Source organism: Phenylobacterium sp. (assembly GCF_004799395.1).
GTDB lineage: Bacteria > Pseudomonadota > Alphaproteobacteria > Caulobacterales > Caulobacteraceae > Phenylobacterium.
On the sequence record NZ_SSMZ01000343.1, the window covers coordinates 1 to 18,244 of the forward strand.

12 protein-coding genes are annotated in these 18,244 nt (G+C 68.5%); 2 read left to right on the forward strand and 10 right to left on the reverse strand.

Features of this window, described 5'->3' with window-relative positions:
- The 9 genes from E8A12_RS22465 to E8A12_RS22505 all read right to left on the reverse strand — a co-directional run.
- A partial coding sequence (locus E8A12_RS22465; RefSeq protein WP_293373097.1) for an amino acid permease occupies positions 1-1,045 on the reverse strand: 1,045 nt, incomplete at its 3' end.
- A gap of 13 nt (positions 1,046-1,058) precedes the next feature.
- Entirely contained in the window at positions 1,059-2,762 is a 1,704-nt protein-coding gene (locus E8A12_RS22470; RefSeq protein WP_293373099.1) for a PDZ domain-containing protein, read from the reverse strand.
- Positions 2,759-4,780 carry an amidohydrolase family protein gene (locus E8A12_RS22475; RefSeq protein ID WP_293373101.1) on the reverse strand — a complete coding sequence of 674 codons (2,022 nt, stop codon included), beginning with the start codon at positions 4,778-4,780 and terminating at the stop codon, positions 2,759-2,761. Before E8A12_RS22475 ends, E8A12_RS22470 begins: the two co-directional genes overlap by 4 nt.
- A 144-nt stretch (positions 4,781-4,924) precedes the next feature.
- Complete coding sequence (locus E8A12_RS22480) at positions 4,925-6,631, reverse strand: hypothetical protein (RefSeq protein ID WP_293373103.1); 1,707 nt, start codon at positions 6,629-6,631, stop codon at positions 4,925-4,927.
- A complete protein-coding gene (locus E8A12_RS22485) occupies positions 6,628-7,575 on the reverse strand; it encodes an ornithine cyclodeaminase family protein (protein ID WP_293373105.1) in 948 nt (315 codons plus the stop codon). Before E8A12_RS22485 ends, E8A12_RS22480 begins: the two co-directional genes overlap by 4 nt.
- Before the next feature lie 49 nt (positions 7,576-7,624).
- On the reverse strand, positions 7,625-9,127 hold the full coding sequence (locus tag E8A12_RS22490) for a S41 family peptidase (RefSeq protein WP_293373107.1): 1,503 nt from the start codon (positions 9,125-9,127) through the stop codon (positions 7,625-7,627).
- The gene (locus tag E8A12_RS22495; protein WP_293373109.1) at positions 9,124-10,101 is read right to left on the reverse strand and encodes an ornithine cyclodeaminase family protein; all 978 of its coding nucleotides are present in this window, start codon (positions 10,099-10,101) and stop codon (positions 9,124-9,126) included. Before E8A12_RS22495 ends, E8A12_RS22490 begins: the two co-directional genes overlap by 4 nt.
- A 99-nt stretch (positions 10,102-10,200) precedes the next feature.
- The gene (locus E8A12_RS22500) at positions 10,201-13,254 is read right to left on the reverse strand and encodes a TonB-dependent receptor (RefSeq protein WP_293373111.1); all 3,054 of its coding nucleotides are present in this window, start codon (positions 13,252-13,254) and stop codon (positions 10,201-10,203) included.
- 256 nt (positions 13,255-13,510) lie between these two features.
- A complete protein-coding gene (locus E8A12_RS22505) occupies positions 13,511-14,674 on the reverse strand; it encodes a pyridoxal phosphate-dependent aminotransferase (RefSeq protein ID WP_293373113.1) in 1,164 nt (387 codons plus the stop codon).
- Between the two features lie 161 nt (positions 14,675-14,835).
- On the opposite strand from E8A12_RS22505, the gene E8A12_RS22510 reads away from it, so the two are divergent.
- Together E8A12_RS22510 and E8A12_RS22515 are read left to right on the forward strand one after the other, a co-directional pair.
- The gene (locus tag E8A12_RS22510) at positions 14,836-15,318 is read left to right on the forward strand and encodes an Lrp/AsnC family transcriptional regulator (RefSeq protein ID WP_293373115.1); all 483 of its coding nucleotides are present in this window, start codon (positions 14,836-14,838) and stop codon (positions 15,316-15,318) included.
- A 152-nt stretch (positions 15,319-15,470) separates the two neighbouring features.
- A complete protein-coding gene (locus E8A12_RS22515) occupies positions 15,471-16,715 on the forward strand; it encodes an aminotransferase class V-fold PLP-dependent enzyme (RefSeq protein WP_293373117.1) in 1,245 nt (414 codons plus the stop codon).
- A 59-nt stretch (positions 16,716-16,774) separates the two neighbouring features.
- Here E8A12_RS22515 and E8A12_RS22520 read toward each other — a convergent pair whose 3' ends face one another.
- Positions 16,775-18,244: a hypothetical protein gene (locus E8A12_RS22520; protein ID WP_293373119.1), complete on the reverse strand. Its 1,470-nt coding sequence runs from the start codon at positions 18,242-18,244 to the stop codon at positions 16,775-16,777.

Sequence of the window (18,244 nt, forward strand, 5' to 3'; positions counted from 1 at the left end):
GCATGGTCGGCACGCTGACCGCCAGCAGCAGGAAGAGCAGACTCGAGGGCAGCAGCAGCGCCACGCACGAACAGGCGAAGGCTGCGATGGTGGCGATGTGCGGCGTGCCGAAGCGGGGATGGATGCGGCCCAGCACCGCCGGGAGGGAGCCTGCCCGGCCCATGGCGAACAGGAACCGCGAAAACACCAGGAAGGTGGCGTTCATCGATTTCGAGAGCGCCAGCGTCGCGGCGGCCACGATCAGCGGCGTCGCCCACGGACCCATGGCGGCCTTGGCGGCGTCCAGCAGCGGCGCCTTGCTGGCGCCGAGCGCCGCCGGCCCGATCAGGCTGAGCGCCGCGAAGGCCACCGACAGATAGACCACGACGGTTAGCGCCAGGGCCCCGGCCACGCCGAGCGGAATGACCCGCTGGGCGTCCTCCACTTCCTCGCCGACCTCGGTGGCGGTCTCGATGCCGAGGAACAGCTGGATCATCAACGGCAAGGCCGCCACGATCGGCAGCCAGCCGCCGCCGAACGCCTCGACGAAGAGCTGCGGCTGCAGATGCGGCCCGGCGGAGCCCACGAAGATCGCCAGCACCGCCAACAGCAAGAGCATCAGCACCGTCTGCGCCCGCGCCGCGACCGCGACGCCCACGTAGTTGAGCACGAAGAGCGCGGTGAAGAACGCCAGCATCACCGGTTTGGCCGGCAGGTCGATGACCTTCGACAGGTAGTTGGTCAGCGTCAGGCCGTAGACGATCATCACCACGGCGTTGGCCAGCACCCGCATCCAGACGATGGCGAAGGCCAGCGCCGGATGGGTGAAGCGCCGCTGCCACTCGTAGGAGGCCGCGGTCATCGGCGCCGTGGACGCCAGCCAGGCATAGACCAGGGCGAACAGCACCATGGGCAGGGCCGCCAGGAGGGTGGTGATCAGGATGCCTGAACCGCCGACCTTGGCCGCCGGGCCCAACACCGTGAAGATGGCCGCGCCGATCGCCGTGCCCGCGCCCAGCATCACCAGGTCGAGCAGGCGCACGCCGCGGCGAAGCTGTTCGGTCACAAGGCCCCCCGGCTCAGAAGCGGCAGACGCTGGCGGGCGCTGCTGCATTGCGGACCCAGCGGTAGCCCTCGACGGACGCGCCCCTGGGCGTGAAACTCACCGTCTGCCGGGTCCCGTCCCGGCGCAAGGTCAGCACCAGCGGCAGGGTCTCGTCGGCGCGCACCTTGTTGACGTCGCTGACCTCGACGATGACGTCGCCGTTGCGGACGCCAGCCTTGTCGGCCGCCGAGCCTGGGACCAGGTCCCGCACGACCCGGTCGTCGTTCAGCGAGCGCCGCGCGAAGCCCAGTTCGAACAGCCGTGTCGGATGTCTCTCCACCGCGAGGCACGGGGCGAAAGCCGCGTCCGGCGGGACCAACAGGCCGCCCGACACCATGTGATCATAGCCAGCCTTGGCCTTCGCCGGACCCAGTTCCTGGCCGACCAGCTCCAGCCATTGCGGGATCCCGTAGGGCTTGCCGGCCACCTGGCGTCGGCGGAGTTCCTTGACCACGTCGTCGAGGCTTCGCGCGCCCTTGGAGGCCTGACGGATCTCGGCGTCCGTCTGGATGAGGTACAGCCAGCCGCGGCCATAGGGCACGGTCTGGGCGACCGGATCGTTCCAGAACCTCTCGGCGGCCTGCAGATTGGTGAGGGCCCGATAGGGGTTGGAATAGTAGGCGTCGGCCCGCTCGTTCAGGGTCTTGATGACCTTGTCCAGCGGGATCGCGCGGGCCCGCCAGGAGAGCGCCAAGGAGTAGTATTCCGCCGTGCCCTCGCTGTACCAGGCGGTGTCGCCGTGCTCGCCCTGCATGGCCGGCCAGGTGTGGGCCATCTCATGGGCCACCAGCAGCTGCAGGCTGTCGGCGGTCGGCTTCGACGGGGCGTTGTAGCCAAACATGAAGGAGTGGGCCAGCGAGGTGCCGCCGGTCCCGAGGTAGGGATTGCTGCGCGCGAAGACCCGGTAGCTGGAGCCCTTGTCGTCGAAGAAAGCCGCCATGTAGTCGTAGAGGGCGCGCACCCGCCGGCCGAGATCGGCCGGATCGAACGGCGGCTCGGAAGCCCAGTAAAAGCTGACGTGGCCGCCGGTCGCGGCTGGATAGCGTTTCAGCGGACCTGAGCCATAGTAGCTGAACGCCAGCAGGTCGGAGGGCCCCACGGTGTCGACCGCGCCGTCGCCCAGCGACCACACGCCGATCGAACCCGGCGCGGACGCGGCCAGGTCCCAAGTCAGATGCACCCGCCAGGGTCCGGGCCGCACCGGCGTCGCCATGAAGCCCACGCCCGCGCCGAGGAACGCGCCCGCCTCTTCGCGCAGGTCGAACAGCGGGCCGTTGTTGGTGGCGGCGGTCACCCGGCGGGGCGGCGCATGGAAGCTCACCGTCACGTCGCCCACGGTGGCGCGGGCCACGCTCCAGCGGTGGTAGACACCCTGTGGCGTCGGCGGCTCTTCGGACTGGCTGAGCGGGATCGGGCCGGCCTCGTCGCGGGCGGTGAGTGCATCGCCGTCATAGCGCGCGGTCGGTATGCCCACGAGGGTCAGCGGCAGGTGGACGAGCCCCTCACCCGCCTTGAAGTCAGGATGCTCCAGCACCATCCGCACGCCGAGATAGCTGTCCGCGCCGCCGGCGGCGTGCGGGCTCAGGGTCAGGGTCAGATGCGGCGGCGGAGCTTGCGCCGCGGCGGGCCCGGCCAGGGCCAGGACGGCGGCGAGGGCCAGGATCAGGCGGCCGATCATGGCGTGGGCGCCGTCACCGGCGGCGGGGCGCTGAACGGCCGGATCGACAGGAACTGGTAGATTTCCGACGGGTAGTAGGCGACGCCGCCGACCATGGTCATGCGCGTATTGCGGATCTTGCGGATGTCCTGGGTGGGGTCTCCATCCACGAGGATGAAATCGGCCAGCTTGCCGCGTTCGATGCTTCCCGCCTGGCTGTCGCGGCCGAAGTACCGCTCGCAGTTCAGTGTATCCATCTGCAGCACCCGGGCCGGCGAGAAACCCGCCGTGTTGTAGAGCTCCAACTCGCGCAATAGGGAAAAGCCGGTGGTGTCATCCGTGCCGGGCAGCATCTGGATATGCTCGTCGTCGAGCAGTGTCATGACCGCGAGGATCTTCTTGAAGCTCTCCTGGTAGGCCGCGTCGTCGGCCGGCGTCTTGATCGTCACGAAACTGCGCTTTCGGTAGCGCTGGTAGCCGATCGGCACATGGTCGAGGTAGGGCTGATCACCGGCCTGCACCTCCCCCGAACGCGAGAGCATCAGCCGCTCCAAGGTCATGGTCGTGGTGTCGAGCGCGATGTGATGGCTCTTCATCAGCTCGATGGTGGCGCGCACGCGCGGAGAGTTCAGATCCAGGTCCTTGGCCCGCGCCATGCCGGTGAGCCGCAGCGGCGTGCGGGTGTCTTCGGTGGGATCGAGAATCCATCCCAGCATGAGCTGATTGATGTGGGCGATGTCGTTGTAGCCGTCGCGGATCACCCGGTCGGGCGAGGAGAAGGCCGGCACGTGGCCGGTGACGCCCATGCCCAGCCGGTGCGCCTCCGCCGCCACCGGGGCCACCCAGTCGGGCGGGAAGGAGTTGTAGATCTTGATCTGCCAGTAGCCGTGGTCGGCGTACCAGTGCACGTCATCGATCGCCTGAGGCAGGGTGTCGGCGATGAAGCCGTTGCGCGCGGAATAGGGGCTGCGGCCCTCGAGAAAACCGTTGCGCACGATGCGCGGCCCGGCCAGGCGGCCCGCGTTCAGCCCGTCCATCATCGCCAGCAGCGCCTGGTTGTCGTTGCCCATGTCGCGGGTGGCGGTGACGCCGGCCGCCAGGTTGAACAGGTTCGACGCCAGGCTGGTATGGGAATGCATGTCGTGCAGGCCGGGAACCAGCGTCCCGCCCTGCCCGTCGATCACCGTCTCGCCCTTCATGGCGGGCTTGCCGTCCTCGGGCGTGACCGTGGCGATGCGGTCGCCGTAGATCACCACCTGCGAGGGCCCGGTGAGCTTCAGCGCCACGGGGTCGAAGATCCGCACATTGCGGATGCGCACGGGCCCGACGAAGCGGTGGGCCAGTTGCTTCTGGGCGTCCTCGGCGCGGCCCTGCGCGATCTCGCGGTTCACCTCGGCGAGCTTGGGGAGCTCACCCTCGTAGCCCGTGCGGATCACGCCGCCGGCGGCGAACAGCTGGCCCTTGGCGTCGATCAGCACATACTCGGGCGACAGGTCGATGCCGGAGAGCTCGTAGATGGTGAGCGCCTGGGCGGCCTTGCCTTCGCCCAGCGTGATCTTGCGCATCTCCTGCAGCCGCAGCGCGCCCGAGGGCAGGACCGGCAGGGTGTGGCCAGGCGCCTTCAGTAGCGCCTTCACATAGACGCCCAGCATCCAGGGACTGACGTCGTTGCCGATGTAGAGCACGGGCTTCGCGGCAGGGACCTGGCCCTTGTCCGCCTGGCTCGCCCACTCGGCTGTTCCGGACCTCCAAGTGAAGTGCTCGTGCACCGGGGCGCCGAACAGACTTTCGCCCTCGACTGTCCAGGTGGTGGGGAAGCCCGCCGCGTCCAGGTCGATTTGCTCGCGCGCCTTGGGGCCGCGGCCGTTGTTGACCACCGCATAGTCGATGGCGACGTGGCGGCTGGTGACCTCGGCGGTGAGGTGGCCCACCTTCTCGCCGCCGGCCATGGCGACAAAGCTCTGGGTCTCGGCGCGGGCCGCGCCGGCCAGCGCCAGCGCCAGTCCGGCGGCGGCCATGACGCTGCGGCTGATCCTCATGACATCCACCCCCTGCCCGATTGGAACATCCTAGCTGTCAGGTCCGGTATTTCTATTCGAACTCGCGCAAAGACCCTTGAAAGCCGGCACGTTCAATGCAGCCGCCGTTCCAAGACCGCATAGCCTATGTTGCACCAAGTTCGCTCAGTAGGCGCACTTCGCGTCCGGCGCGCCGGCGACCCGCGCCCATTGGTAGGCGTCCACCGTCTCGCCGCGCGGCAGGTAGGTGATCGGGAAGGTCTTGCCGCCTCGCGTGACCTTGAGCGTCAGCATGCGCTTGGGATCGCCCTGCACACTGTCCATCGCCACCGAATAGGTCACCACATCGCCGTTCAGCAGACCGGCTTTGGCGGCTTCCGAGTCGGGCTTGAGGTCGCGGATGGTCTTCACGTCACCCACCAGGGACTTGGCCTCGAAGCCCAGGTCGAAGCGGCGGAACTTGGCCGTGGTCCGCGCAAAACAGGGACCGAAGTCGCCGCTTTCCGGCAACATCAGCTTACCGGCCAGCATGTCGGCGTGGAGCTTGCGCCCATCGTCGCCCAGCTCCTTGCCGATCAGCTCCTGCCAGGCGGTCTCGTTCATCGGCTCGCCCACGCGTCGGCGGCGGACCATCTCATTGATCAGGTCGTCCAGGCTGTGCTTGCCGCCCGAGGCGCGGCGGATCTTGCCGTCCAGCACCGCGAAGTACATCGCGCCGCGGTCATACGGCAGGGTTCGGATGCGGGTGTCCTCCCAGAAGCGGGGGCCGACCTCGCGGTCCGGCGTGTCGTTCAGAGCGTTGGTGTAGTAGCGCCGCGCGGTGGCGTTGAGGTCGTCCAGGAAATCCGCGGGCGTGATCATCCCGGCGCGGAGCGGCAAGAGCGCCTGGTAGTGCACGGCGATCCCTTCGGCGTACCACTGGCCGCCGAGCCCGGTGGCGGTCCAGGTGTGGATCATCTCGTGGGCGAGCGTGCCCTTGAGTTTCTCCGGGTCCTTCGCGGTCTCGCCCCAGGTCAGCAGGAAGGAGTTGGTCAGCGCCGCGCCGCCGCCGGCGTTGATCGGATTGTAGCGCAGGATCACCCGGTAGGGCGGCTCGGCGGGGTCCTTGAAGAAGCCGCTCATCCAGCTGTGCAGTTTGCCGGCCCAGACCATCAGCGGCCGCGGATCGAACGGGGGCTCGCCCAGCCAGGCGGCGGAAAAGCCGGTGGCCTTCACCTGCGCCGGCTCGCGGTGCATCGGCCCGGCCATATAGAGGGCGCGGTGCAGCCGCGCGGCCGGGCCGCTCGGCAGGTCGACATCGCCCTCGCCGAAACTGGACGTGGCCTTGGCGTTGGCCCCCAGGGCCTTCAGGTCCCAGCGCAGCGCGATGGGCCGCGCGCGGGATCCCTCCGGCAGCAGGATGAAGGTGTTGCCGACCGCGGAGACGCCGCCGCCCTCGGTGCGCAGGCTGTAGGGCGGGCCCGAGCCGCGGGCCGGCGGGGTGTCGTCCACCGGGGCGCGATAGTGAACGGTGAGCGTCCCTTTGACGTCGCGCCCGGCGATCCAGTGCCGCTCGTATTCGATGGCCGGCGGGTCATCCTTGACGCTGAGCGGCAGCGGCCCGGCGTCGTCGCTGGCGCTCAGGCCCGTAAGCGTGTTGGCCACCGTGTCGGTGTTGGCGATGACGATGCCCAGGTTCAGCACCGCCGCCCCGGCCGGCGCATCGGCGGCGGGGATACGCAGGGTGATGTCGACCGCGCCACGTCCCTTCGCCTGATCCATATGCTGAGGGGCGATCAGCACCTCGAAGGCGCCCGGCGCCGGCGCAAAGGCCGCCAGCGCCGCCGCGGCGGCGATCGCCAGGAGGGTGCGGATCAGGGGCTTCGGTGTCATCCGGGGCTCGCTTCATAGAGGGCCTGGGCGGCGGCGAGGTCCTGCACGACGTGGCCCAGGGATTTGTAGACGGTGATCTGGTCGGCGGACTGGCGGCCAGGCAGGACGCCGTCCAGCACCTGGCCGATCTCGCCCACCACGTGATCGTCGCCGATCAGGCCGGCTTCCTTGGCCTTGAGGAACTCCGCCCCTTGCGCCAGGACGCCCTCGCGATAGTCGGCGATGAAACGCGAACGCACCACCAGATCATGGTCGACCTCGGTCGGGCCGGCGAAGCTGGAGCCGACCAGGTTCAGGTGCGTACCCGGCTTGACCCACGCTCCTCTTAGGATCGGTTCCTTGGCGCTGCTGACTGTGCAGATGATGTCGGCCTCGGCGACCGCGTCGCGCACGTCCTGGAAGGCGGCGACCGGCAGGTCCAGCTCGGCGGTCAGTTGGTCGGCGAACGCGCGAGCTTTCTCGAACGTACGGCCCCAGACCGTGATGTCGCTGAGCGGCCGCACCTTGGACAAGGCCCGCGCGTGGGTGAGCGCCTGCTCGCCGTAGCCCAGGATCGCCAGCCGCGTGGCGTCCGGCCGGGCCAGCGCGTCCGTGGCCACGGCGCTAGCGGCGGCGGTGCGGATGGCGGTCACCTCGCCGGCGTGGACGACGCAGATCGGCGCGCCGCTCTCGCCGTCGAACAGCACGACCACGCCCTGGTGCGATTGCACCCCCTTGGCGAAGTTGTCAGGGAAGACGCTGATCAGCTTGCAGCCGAACATCGCCCGCTCCCCGAGCGCGCCTGGCATGGTCCCGAACATCCGCCCGCCGCCCAGCTGGATGATCTGCCGCAACAGCTGGCGGGTCTCGCCCCGGGAGAGCGCGATCATCGCGCGGCGCACCAGCGGGATGCAGACCTCATAGGTCAACCGCGCCGCCACCTCGTCCCGGTCGATCACCTTCATGTCGCGTCCTCCGTCCATCGTTCCGGAGACCCTAGTCCAGGCGGCTGCATCATGGCGCCTTCCGATCGGGCCGCGCCGGCAGGGTCCGGATCCAGGCCAGGACCGCGGCGGTGTCGGCGATGTCTCCGTCGTAGCGGACGTCGGGCCGCCAGGGGATGTTGTCGCCCCGTTCGCGGTCCTCGCGGACCAGACTGGGGACCGTCAGCTCGCCGTTGCCTGATGGGAGCGGATAGTTGAGCGGCGTGCCGCTGCGGCTGTCGACGCCGGTCTCGCGACCAACTTGCTGCACGCCCGGGATGCGCCGCAGCTCATCAACGAAGGAGATGCAGGCGCTCAAGCAGCCGTAGTCGGTGAGCACGAAGACCTGCGCGTGGACCGGGCTCGGCGGCGCGGGGCGAAGCGCTGCGGCCGGCAGCGAGCCGAGCTTGCCGGCATAGACCGTCGTTCCGCCCGCGGCGGGCCGGCGTTCCAGCCCGATGATCAGGGCGTTCATCGGCTTGTCGGGCGGGGTGTTGAACGGATCGCTCGGCGGCGACGCCGAGGGCTTCGCGGCCCCGGCCGCGGGCAGGCCGCGCGGCATGTCGATGAATACCGGGCGGATCTTCAGTCGGGCCGTGGCGTAGTGGTCGGCGTAGTCCTCGCCGTAGAAGGCCTCCAGGAAGGCCGTGAACCAGTTGTAGCTGCCACCGCCGTTGCCGCGCACGTCGAAGACGACGATGTCCTTGTCGCGCAGGCCAGGCGCCGCATCGATGATCGCGTGGAACTGCCGGGCCTCATCGAGGTTCGACGGCGCGAAGGTCGCCATCCGCACGCGAGCGCTGTTCCTGCCGAAGCCGGTGATCGCGGTCACCGGATCGCGCAACAGGTCGTGCGGCGCGTTCAGCTTGGCGAACTGATCCGCCGCGATGGGCGTCCAGGCGAGATCGACGTCTGCTTCTGCGATCCGGCAATGCTGCGGCCGGCGATAGAACGGGTTCTTGATATCGACGAACATCTGGCGGCCCACGGAATCCCGGGTCGCCTCAAGATACTGGTTGCCGTCCTCGCCGCCGGCCGCCTTGCCGAGCGGCGGCGCCAGGTCGCCGATCCAGGTGTCGATCGGACGGCCGTCGCAGGCGCTGACTGCGGCGCCGACGGCGACCTGCGGTGTGGCCGACTCCACGATGACGTAGCGGCCGCTCTGGTAGCGCACGAGGAACTTCGGCCACGCCACGCGGGCGGGTTGCAGGTCCAGGCGCGCGCGCAGGTGAGCATCGGCGAAGGCGTCGGCGTAGCGCACCAAGGCCGCACGGTAGCCGGCGAAGTCGTTGACCTTTTCGGCGTCGGCATGCGCCTGCGCGTCGGCCTGCGCCAGCAGCCGGTCCCAGGCCGGGCCGCCCGGCGTGCGGGCATAGATGTAGCGCGTGCGGATCGTCTCGCGGGCGAAAGCCAGGTCCTGGCGAAACATCTGCCGCCATAGGTTCGCCGCCGCCTCGGCCGCGCGCGCGGCTGGCGCCTGGAAGCCCAGGACAAGGGCGATGGCAAGGGTGAGGGCGGCTAGGCGGCCGGTCATTGGACGTCGGTGTCCTTCATGGTCTGTGCGTAGAGCCACGCGGCGACCGCGAGGTCCTGCACGGCGTGGCCAAGGGACTTGTAGACGGTGATCTGTTCGGCCGATGTGCGGCCGGGCGCGATCCCTGCGAACACCTCGCCGATCTCGGCGGCGATGTGGCCGTCGCCGACGACGCCAGCCGCCTTGGCCCGGAGGAATTCGCCGCCGTGGGCCAGGACGTGCGGGCGATGATCGACGATGAAGCGAGCGCGGGCCACCAGGTCGGCATCCGCCTCGGCCTGCGCCGGCCCGCTGGCGCCCACCAGGTTGACGTGCGTCCCGGGCGAGATCCAGGCGCCGCTGAGGATCGGATCGGCGGCGGCGGTGACCGTGCAGACGATGGCGGCCCCGGCGACGGCCGCTTCGGCGCCTTCGGCCGCGCGCACGTTGAGACCGGTCTCCAAAGCCGCCTCCTGGGCGAAGGCCGCCGTGCGCGCCGGATCGCGGCCCCAGACAGCCACGCTCGTCAGCTCGCGCACCTGCGCGATGGCCACGATGTGGCCTAGCGCCTGGCGGCCCACGCCCAGCACTGCAAGGCTGTCGGCGTCGTTGCGGGCGAGGCCGTCTGTGGCGGCCGCGCTGGCCGCCGGCGTGCGGATGGCGGTGACCTCACCGGCGTCGACCATGCAGACCGGCGCGCCGCTCTCGCCGTCGAACAGGATCACCACGCCTTCATGCGACTTATGGCCTTGGCCGTCGGCGAAGACGCTGACCAGCTTGGCGCCGAAGGCCGCGCGCTCGCCCAGGGCCGCCGGCATGATCGCGAACGTGCGGCCCTCGCCCAGGCCGATGAAGCTGCGAAGCTCCTGCCGGACCCGGCCATCGGAGAGCGCGATCATCGCCTCACGGACAATCCCGCGGGCCACCTCGGGCGACAGCGCGGCCCGCACCGCCGCCGCATCGAACACCATCAGGCCGCCCACCGACGCCGGCATCGCCCGCTCCCGCAGATAAAGTGAAGGCGGCGGTCTGCTTGGGGTGAGACCGCCGCCCCTTCCGTTCGCCCGGGGTCAGGCCGGGCGAACGATAGACTCTTAGTAACGCGCCTTCAGGCCGACGAAGTACTGCCGGCCGATGATGTCGCCGTAGCTCAGCGTCGGATAGGACGGCATCTCGTCGGTGAAGTTGTGGACGCCGGCCCGCACCTGGATGCGGCCGAAGTCGTAGCTGGCCGAGATGTCCTGACGCAGATTGCTATCGATGAACGGTTGGGCGTTGTTGGCGGTGTTCGCACCGGGCACGGCCAGGGCCGAGGGCAGGTAGAAGGCCTCGTAGGTCACCCGCAGGGGCCCGCGGATGTAACGGACGTCGCCGCGCACCTGCCAGCGGGGTTCCGGCAGGCCGGTGGTGCCCACGGTGTCGACGAGTTCGGTGACCACGCCCTGGACGGTCTGCTTCAGGGTCTCGTTGTGGGTCGCCTCCAGCGCGAGCTCGATGTTGCCCAGTTTGTCGGCGCTGACGATCCATTCCACGGGGAAGCTGTAGGTCGCATCGATCGTCTCGCCCTTATACCGGAGCGATGCGGCGTTGTAAGTCGTGCTGACCGCCGTGGCGATGTTGCCGACGGAGTCCCGGGTGAAGAAGCCGCAGGTTGCGCCATTGGCGCCGGGCGCGTCGAAACAGGCCTGGCTGAAGTTGGTCGGCGTGAAGCTCGTCAGGCCGTTCTGCAGGTCGACGCTGATGTAGTCGGCCACCACGGTCAGCCGGCCGGGCACCCACTTCGGCTGGAAGACGAAGCCATAGGTGGTGGTGTCCGAGACTTCGTTCTGCAGTGTCTGGTTGCCGCCCGAGGTCACCAGCGCGGTCGAGAAGTTGACCGCCGTGTCCTGGAAGCCGGCGAGGCGGGCCGCGGCGCTGGCGCCGACCGGGGCCGTGCCGGCGCTGCCCGTGCCGAACAGCGGATTGGCCGTGAACAGCGCCAGGCAGTTCTGCGCGCGCACCGCCGGATTTGTGCCGGCGTTGACGAAGCGGGAGTCGCAAGGATCCTGGACGCCGCCCGCCAGCGCCGTCGAGGTCGGCGCAAACAGCTGATAGAGCGTCGGTGCGCGGAAGTTGCGGCTGCGCGAGGCGCGCAGGGAGAAGCCCGGGACGACCTCCCAGCGCAGGCCCAGCCCCCAGACGTCCTCGGTGCCGGCGATGGAGTTGTCCACGAAGCGGTATTGCGCCGAGAGTTCGACGGTCTTGAAGCCCGGCAGGTTAAAGCCTTCGCCAAGGACGGGGAGCAGGAGTTCGCCGGAATATTCGTTTGTGTAGTAGCGACCGGACGTCGCCGGGGTCGGCACGCCCGAGCCGGTGAGGCCGAGCAGGTTCGCCGCCGCCGGATTGAAGTCCTGGGACTCCACCCGATGCTCGTAGGCGACGCTGAACTTCAGCTTGCCCGCCGGAACGTCGAAGATGTCGCCGCCCAGCGACGCCAGGAAGTCGTCCTGCTGGTTCTCATAGGAGTAGCCGACAGGCACGGACACATAGGTCCCGGCCCCGGAGCTGGCGGTGTTGGATCCAAACGGATTGATCGGGGCGCAGGATGGATCGACCAGGCTCACCTTATTGATCGCACAGACGATCTGACCCGCCGCGTTGGTCGTGGCGTTGATCGCGTTCTTGAAGTTGGCGTTGTTGACCGCCCAACCCTGTTGCTTCGAGTTGACCTGCCCATAGGTGTACGAGAGGCTGTAGTAGAAGTCTCGATTGAAGCGGTTGAAGTCGCCATCCAGCGCCACCAGGAAGCGGTAGCTGTCGGTGGTGGTGATGAAGTCCTGGCTCGGCAGAAGGTCCACGAAATCCTTCGACAGGAACAGCGGGGCGCCCGCGCCGAAGCTCGGCGAGGCGGCCGTCAGGCTCGCGATCTCCGCGGCGTTCAGGAACGGATTGGCCTTGGTGAAGGTGAGGTAGCCGGCGCCGGAGGCCGGAGTGTTCAGGATCGTCTGGCTGAAGCCCTGGCTGCCTTGCGGATCGTCGCCGCGGGTGGAGCCGAACAGCAACGAACCCGACAGCTTCATGTGGTCGGTGACGTCATAGTGGGTGAGGAGGTTGGCGCTCCAGCGCTCCACGCCAGAGACGAGGCCCGACAGGTCCTTCAGCGGGAAACCATCGCCGCCGGTGGCGAAGGGCGGGATCAGCGCCGTCCCGCCCGTCGTCGGATTGACGCCCGGATTGTAGGCGATCAGCGATGAGCCATCCGCCGAGAACTGCTGCGGCACGCCGTTCAGGCGCAGGAAGCAGTTGGCGCCGCCGCAGGCTGGGGTCGGCGCAGGAATGCTGAAGATCACCCCGTTGGTGCTGAACTCGTAGAACCGCGAGTTGAGGATCTGCGTGGTGCCGCTGGTGCTCCGCGACAGGTCCGAGGTCGGACGGGAGTCGTTACTGAGCGGATCGGACTTCGACCATTCGACATCGAGGGCGACGTTGCCCTTGCCGTCGAAGAAGTTATGGCCGGCGGTGACCCGGATGCTGTTCTCAGGATAGTCGTTGCGCGAGGTGATCGACGACTGGGCGTCCATCTCCACGCCTTGGAAGTTCTGCTTGAGCACATAGTTGACCACGCCGGCGATGGCGTCGGAGCCATAGACGGCGGCGCCGCCCGCCTGCACGACGTCCACGTGATCGATCAGCCCGACGGGCACCAGGTTGGTGTCGACACCCGAACCGGCGCCGGAGCCGCCGCCAGTGACCGGCGTGGCCGAACTCACATAGCGGCGTCCGTCCACCAGGGTCAGGGTTCGGCCCGCACCCAGGTTGAACAGGTTGGGGAAGGTCTGCCCCGTGCCGGACGCAACGCCCGGGCCGGTGGAAAGGGGCTGGGCCGGAACCATCGAGGTCAGGTCGTTCAACGCCTGGCCGGCGGTGAAGAAGCCGCGGTCGGTCATGTCCTGCTGGGTGACCGTTTCCACAGGCGCGGGCGTGTCCGTCGCCGCCTGGTGGATGCGCGAACCGGTGACCACCACCTCCTCGACATCGTTGGCCGGCTTGGCCACCGCTGCGGAAGAGGTCTGCGCCGCCGCCGGCTGCGCGGCGAAGGCCGCGGTCAGCGCCAGGCCGCCGATCATCGTGGAAGCGAACAAACGCCGCCGAGCCGAACCCATGTTCATCTTATCCCCCAAAATTCTGTCTTCAGCGCCCCGCCGCGCCTCTAAAGACGCTCTGCGCGCAAGGTCGCCGCACCCTCATCAAAGCTATTCGCGATACGCCGGTTTTTCTTTTCGTTCTTCAAAGCGTCACCGGACTGTCAAACATGGCCTATGCACCGTGGCGCCCGATCCTGCATTGCCAATGCGTGAGCCTTCTCGAAGCGGCTGGAATCGTAGTGTCGGACAGCGGTTGCAGCGCAGCATCAGGGGCGGCCCCTCAGCGTCGCGCCCGATAGGCCTTGAGCGCCGCATGCAGGCGCGACAGGCCCGCGTCCAGCGTCTTGGCGCGGCCGCCGCCGAAGCCGATCCGGACATGGCCGCCCTGGCCGAAGAACTCACCCGCGGCGACCAGCACCTCGTGCTCGGACCACAGCCATTTGGCCAGCGCCCGGGTGTCCTCGACACCGACCACCCTGGGGAAATACATGCAGCCCGCCTTGGGCAGGACGCCTTCGATCAGGCCGTCCGCGGCCATGGCCTCCACGTGGCCCTCGACCACCGGGCGCGCTTCGGCCAGCACCGCGCGCCAATGGGCTTCGAAGGGCGCGCGATCCTCCAGCACCAGGGCGGCGACCGCGTGGGTCAGCTTGGAGACGCCGTAGTCGCCCTGCGGCGTCGCCGCCTGCACGCGCGCGATGATCTCCGGAGCCGCCACCGCCCAGCCGCACTTCAGCGCGAACAGCCCCTGCACCTTGGTCAAGCTGCCGACGCTGATGAACTCAGGTCCCAGGCGCGCGGCGCAGACGCCGTCGTCGATGAAATCGGCATAGGCCTCATCGATCAGGATCGGCACGCCGGTCTGGCGGGAAACAGCGGCCAGCTCGACCATTGTGGCCCGGCTCAGCTCAGAGCCCGACGGATTGTGCAGCTGGGTCAGCACCACAAGCCGGGTGTTGGGCCTCACCAGCTTCACGATATCGGCGGCGACCACGGCGTAGTCCGGTGCGCGGCGCGGCAGGGCAGTGATGGTCGCACCGGCGTCGCGCGCCTGGCTGGTGAGCAGATCGAAGCAGGGCTGCTCGATCAGCACATTGTCGCCGGGCGAGACCAGGGCCTTCAGCACCAGGGCCATGGCGCTGGTGGCGCCGGTCGCGCCGATCACCTGATCCGCCGAGACGCCGTGCCGCGCGGCCACGGCGGCGACCACATAGGGGTTGCCCTCGGCGAAGACGCTCTCGTAACGGTCGGTGACGCCCCCGTCGAACGCCCGGCGCACGACGCTGGCCAGGAGGTCGGTCGGCTCGCGGATGGTGGAATCGAACAGCACTGCGGCGTCCGGCGCTGTGGCTGCCGCCTTCATCGCCGTGCGAACCCAGCGCGAATAGCTGTCGTCGGGGTCAGGCCCCGGGCCGCGACCCTCCGCCGCGTGCGGAAAATTCAAGGTGTCGCCCCCAACTGAACCGAGCCGTCCCGCCCCTGGCCACCGCCGGGATCCCACAGTCAATCCTATCCGCCGAGCATGGTTTTTCTTGCCTTTATGGTGCTTGGCAGGCTCGGATGGCGCATGCGCTATGCAGCAACCCGAACGAGTGGACATAAGATATGCCAGCCGCGCTCGACGCCATCGACATCAAGATCCTCGACCTGATGCAGCGCGACGCCTCGCTGTCGACGGCCGAACTGGCCGAGCGGGTGGGCCTGTCGCAATCGCCCTGCTGGCGGCGCATCCAGCGCCTGCGCGAGGAGGGCTACATCAAGGCGGTCGTGGCTATCGTCGATCCCCAGAAGCTCGGCTTCCACATGCAGATCTTCGCCCAGGTGAAGATGACCACGCTCAGCGAAGACGAGCGCGCGGCCTTCCATAAGGCGATCAACAACATCCCGGAGATCCTGGAATGCTGGACCGTGTTCGGGGAGATGGACGCCATGCTGAAGGTGCTGGCGCCCGACGTGACCTGGTATCAGGACTTCATCTTCAACGTGATCCTGAAGCTGCCGGGCGTGATCGACGTGCGCTCGATCGTGACGCTTGCGGAATCCAAGAGCACCACCGCCATTCCGCTCCGGGCGCGGCAATTCCGCTGATCCCCGCATAGGTCATGCACGAACGAGCGCCAATGTTGGTTATTCGATCCACGCCCCCGAAGGCCGCTCCGGAACTAAGCAAGGAAAATCCGGGCGCGGAGCGGTAGCATCGGCACGGGGCGCGGAAGCGCGAAAGCCTGGGGTCGGGAACAATGAGCTTCACTCGCCGCGCGCTGGTTACGGCCGCCGCCGCCGCGCCCGTGCTGGCCGCCGCCGCCAAGGCCGCGACGACGACGCCTGCCCTGCCCGCCAAGGCCGCCTTCGCCAAGATTCCCTTCGCCTATCTGGATAGCGGCTCGACGCACCCGATGCCGCTGGGCGCGCGGACGGCGCTGGAAGAGTATCTGCGCTACAAGACCCGTGACGGCACGACGCCCGGCTACGACATGGACAAGAAGGAGCAGGCCGTGATGGCCCGCTTCGCCGCGCTGGTCGGCGCCGATCCCAGCGAGCTCTGCTTCATCCAATCGACAACCATGGGCGAGAACCTGGTCCTAAAGGCCATGGGCTATCCGCAAGCCGGCGGGCGGATCGTCACCGACGCCGCTCACTTCTTCGGCTCCTTCTACACCTACGGCGAGCTGGCCAAGGCCGGCGTGGACGTCGTGACCCTGCCCTTCACCAAGGACGGCGCCATCGACTACGGCCAGATGGCCGCGGCGGTGAACGGCAAGACCAAGCTGGTGGCGGTCAGCGCGATCTCCACCGCCAACGGCTTCGAGCACGACCTGAAGAAGGTCTGCGACATCGCCCACGCGCACGGCGCCATGGTCTATGTGGACATGGTCCATGCAGCGGGCTCGACGCCCATCGACTTGCGCGCGGCCGGCGTCGATTTCGCGGCGTCGTCTTCCTACAAGTGGCTGATGGGCGATTTCGGCCTGGGCTTCCTCTATGTGCGCAGGGAGATCCAGGACAAGTTCCCCAGGCCGTGGTGGGGTTATCATCAGGTGGGCGGCCGCTTCATCACCCACGTCTATCCCTACGACGACCCGGCGCCGCAAGACGCGACCTACGGCTACGACCCTGGGGCGACGGGGCGCTTTGGCATGGGCACCACGTCATGGACCGGCGCCGTGCAGCTCGACTATTCGCTGGGCTTCATCGACACCCTGACCGTACCGGCCATCCAGGCCTACCGACAGCCGCTGATCGACGCCGTGCAGACAGAGCTTCGCCGCCGCGGCTACGAGCCGATGACGCCCCTTAGCGCGCGGACGCCGCTGGTCGCCTTCGCGCTCAAGGACGCGCGCAAGAAGCTGCCGGAAGCGCTGAACAAGGCCGACGTGAAGATCACCGTCTCCCAGCACCGGTTCCGGGCCTCGGTCTCCGTGTTCAACGACATGAACGACATCGATCGCCTGCTGGCCGCCCTGCCGGCGAGCCCACCTGGCTAGGACGGATCGTCGTTTGGCGACGGCCGCCTTCATCGCGGCGGCGGCGCGCGACGCTGGGCTCAGGACGCCGGCAGCGCCTTCAGCACGAAGGCTCGCACCGCTTCGTCGAAACGCTTGAGGTTCGCCTCGCCCGCATAGACGCCGTGCGGCCCCGGGAAATAGTTCGCGGTGAGCTGGCTCGCGGGCACCCCCTCCTGATCGAGTGTGTAGCGCGCCGCATAGGCCGGCGTCGTCAGGTCGTAGTAGCCGCCGGCCCAGAACAGCCGCAGCTTCGGATTGGCCCGCATGGCCGCGGCCAGGGCCGCGAAGTCGTCAGAGCGGCTCTCGTAGTTCCACAACGAGTTCACGGTGAAATTCACGCCGTAATAGGTGTCGGTGCTGGGGAACTTCAGGTCGCCGGTCAGATAGGCGCCGACCGTGGGGCTGGGCACCGGGCCGATCTGAGCCGCCGAGGGCGGGGGGCCGGCCGGGGCGCCGGCGGGGCGCTTTGGCGTCACGCCCAGCGCCGGGTCGTCGATGCCGCCCGTGGCGTCCGCCAGGAGCGGGCCGGTGACGGTCACGTCCAGCAAGCCCGTGCGAAGAGATTTATCCTTCAGCAGGTTGAACATGTACTCGTTCTTTTCGATCCGCAGGTCGTCCTTCTCGATCAGCTCGACCGGCAGGCCGATTAGCGAGGACATGCGGACCGCGATCCGGTGCTTCTCCGCCGCCGGCAGGCTGGCGCCCTTGATCAGCGCGGTGACATAGTCGGTGCGGGCGAAGTCGAGCGCCTCGTTGAACACCTGTGCGACGGTGCGGCCTTTGCGGTCGATCTTCTGGTGGAACCAGGCGCCCGCCGCCATGGTCGGCAGGGCCGAGACATAGGGCATCTCCCGGCCGCCGACATTGGCCACCAGAGCCACCAGGAGAACGCCGTCGAAAGGCAGGTCCTTGCCGTTCTTGACGATGGCGGCCGCCCGGGTGGTGCCGTAGCTCTCGCCCAGCATATAGCGCGGCGAAGCCTCACGGTGATGCGCCTTCAGCCAGTCGGCGATGATCCCCTTCACCTCGAGCGCGTCGCCGGTGACGCTGTAGTAGGGCTTGGGGTCGACACCCGGCAGCGGCCGCGAGAAGCCGGTGCCAACCGGATCAATGAACACCATGTCGACGGCGTCCAGCGGGCTGTAGGGGTTCTCGTGGATGGCCGGCGAGCGGTCGTCGGGCGTTGCGTCGCCCCGGATCATCGGCCCCAGGGCCTGGGTGTGGGTCGGCGACGACGAGGCGCCCGGCCCGCCATTGAAGCAGAACAGCACCGGACGCTTCGAAGGGTCCGCCACCCCGTCGCGGACATAGGCGATGGTCACCACCGAAGCAGTCGGCATCCCCTTGGCGTCGTGCAGGAAGGTCTCGGCGACCGTGGCGGTGTAGTTCACGGTCTGGCCGTTGAAATGACCGGCGTGCTGGGTCACGGCCACGCGCGGCTCGGGGTCAGCGGCCGCCGAGGTCGCGGCGGCCATCGCGAGGGCCGTAAGGGTCAGAAGAGGTTTCAT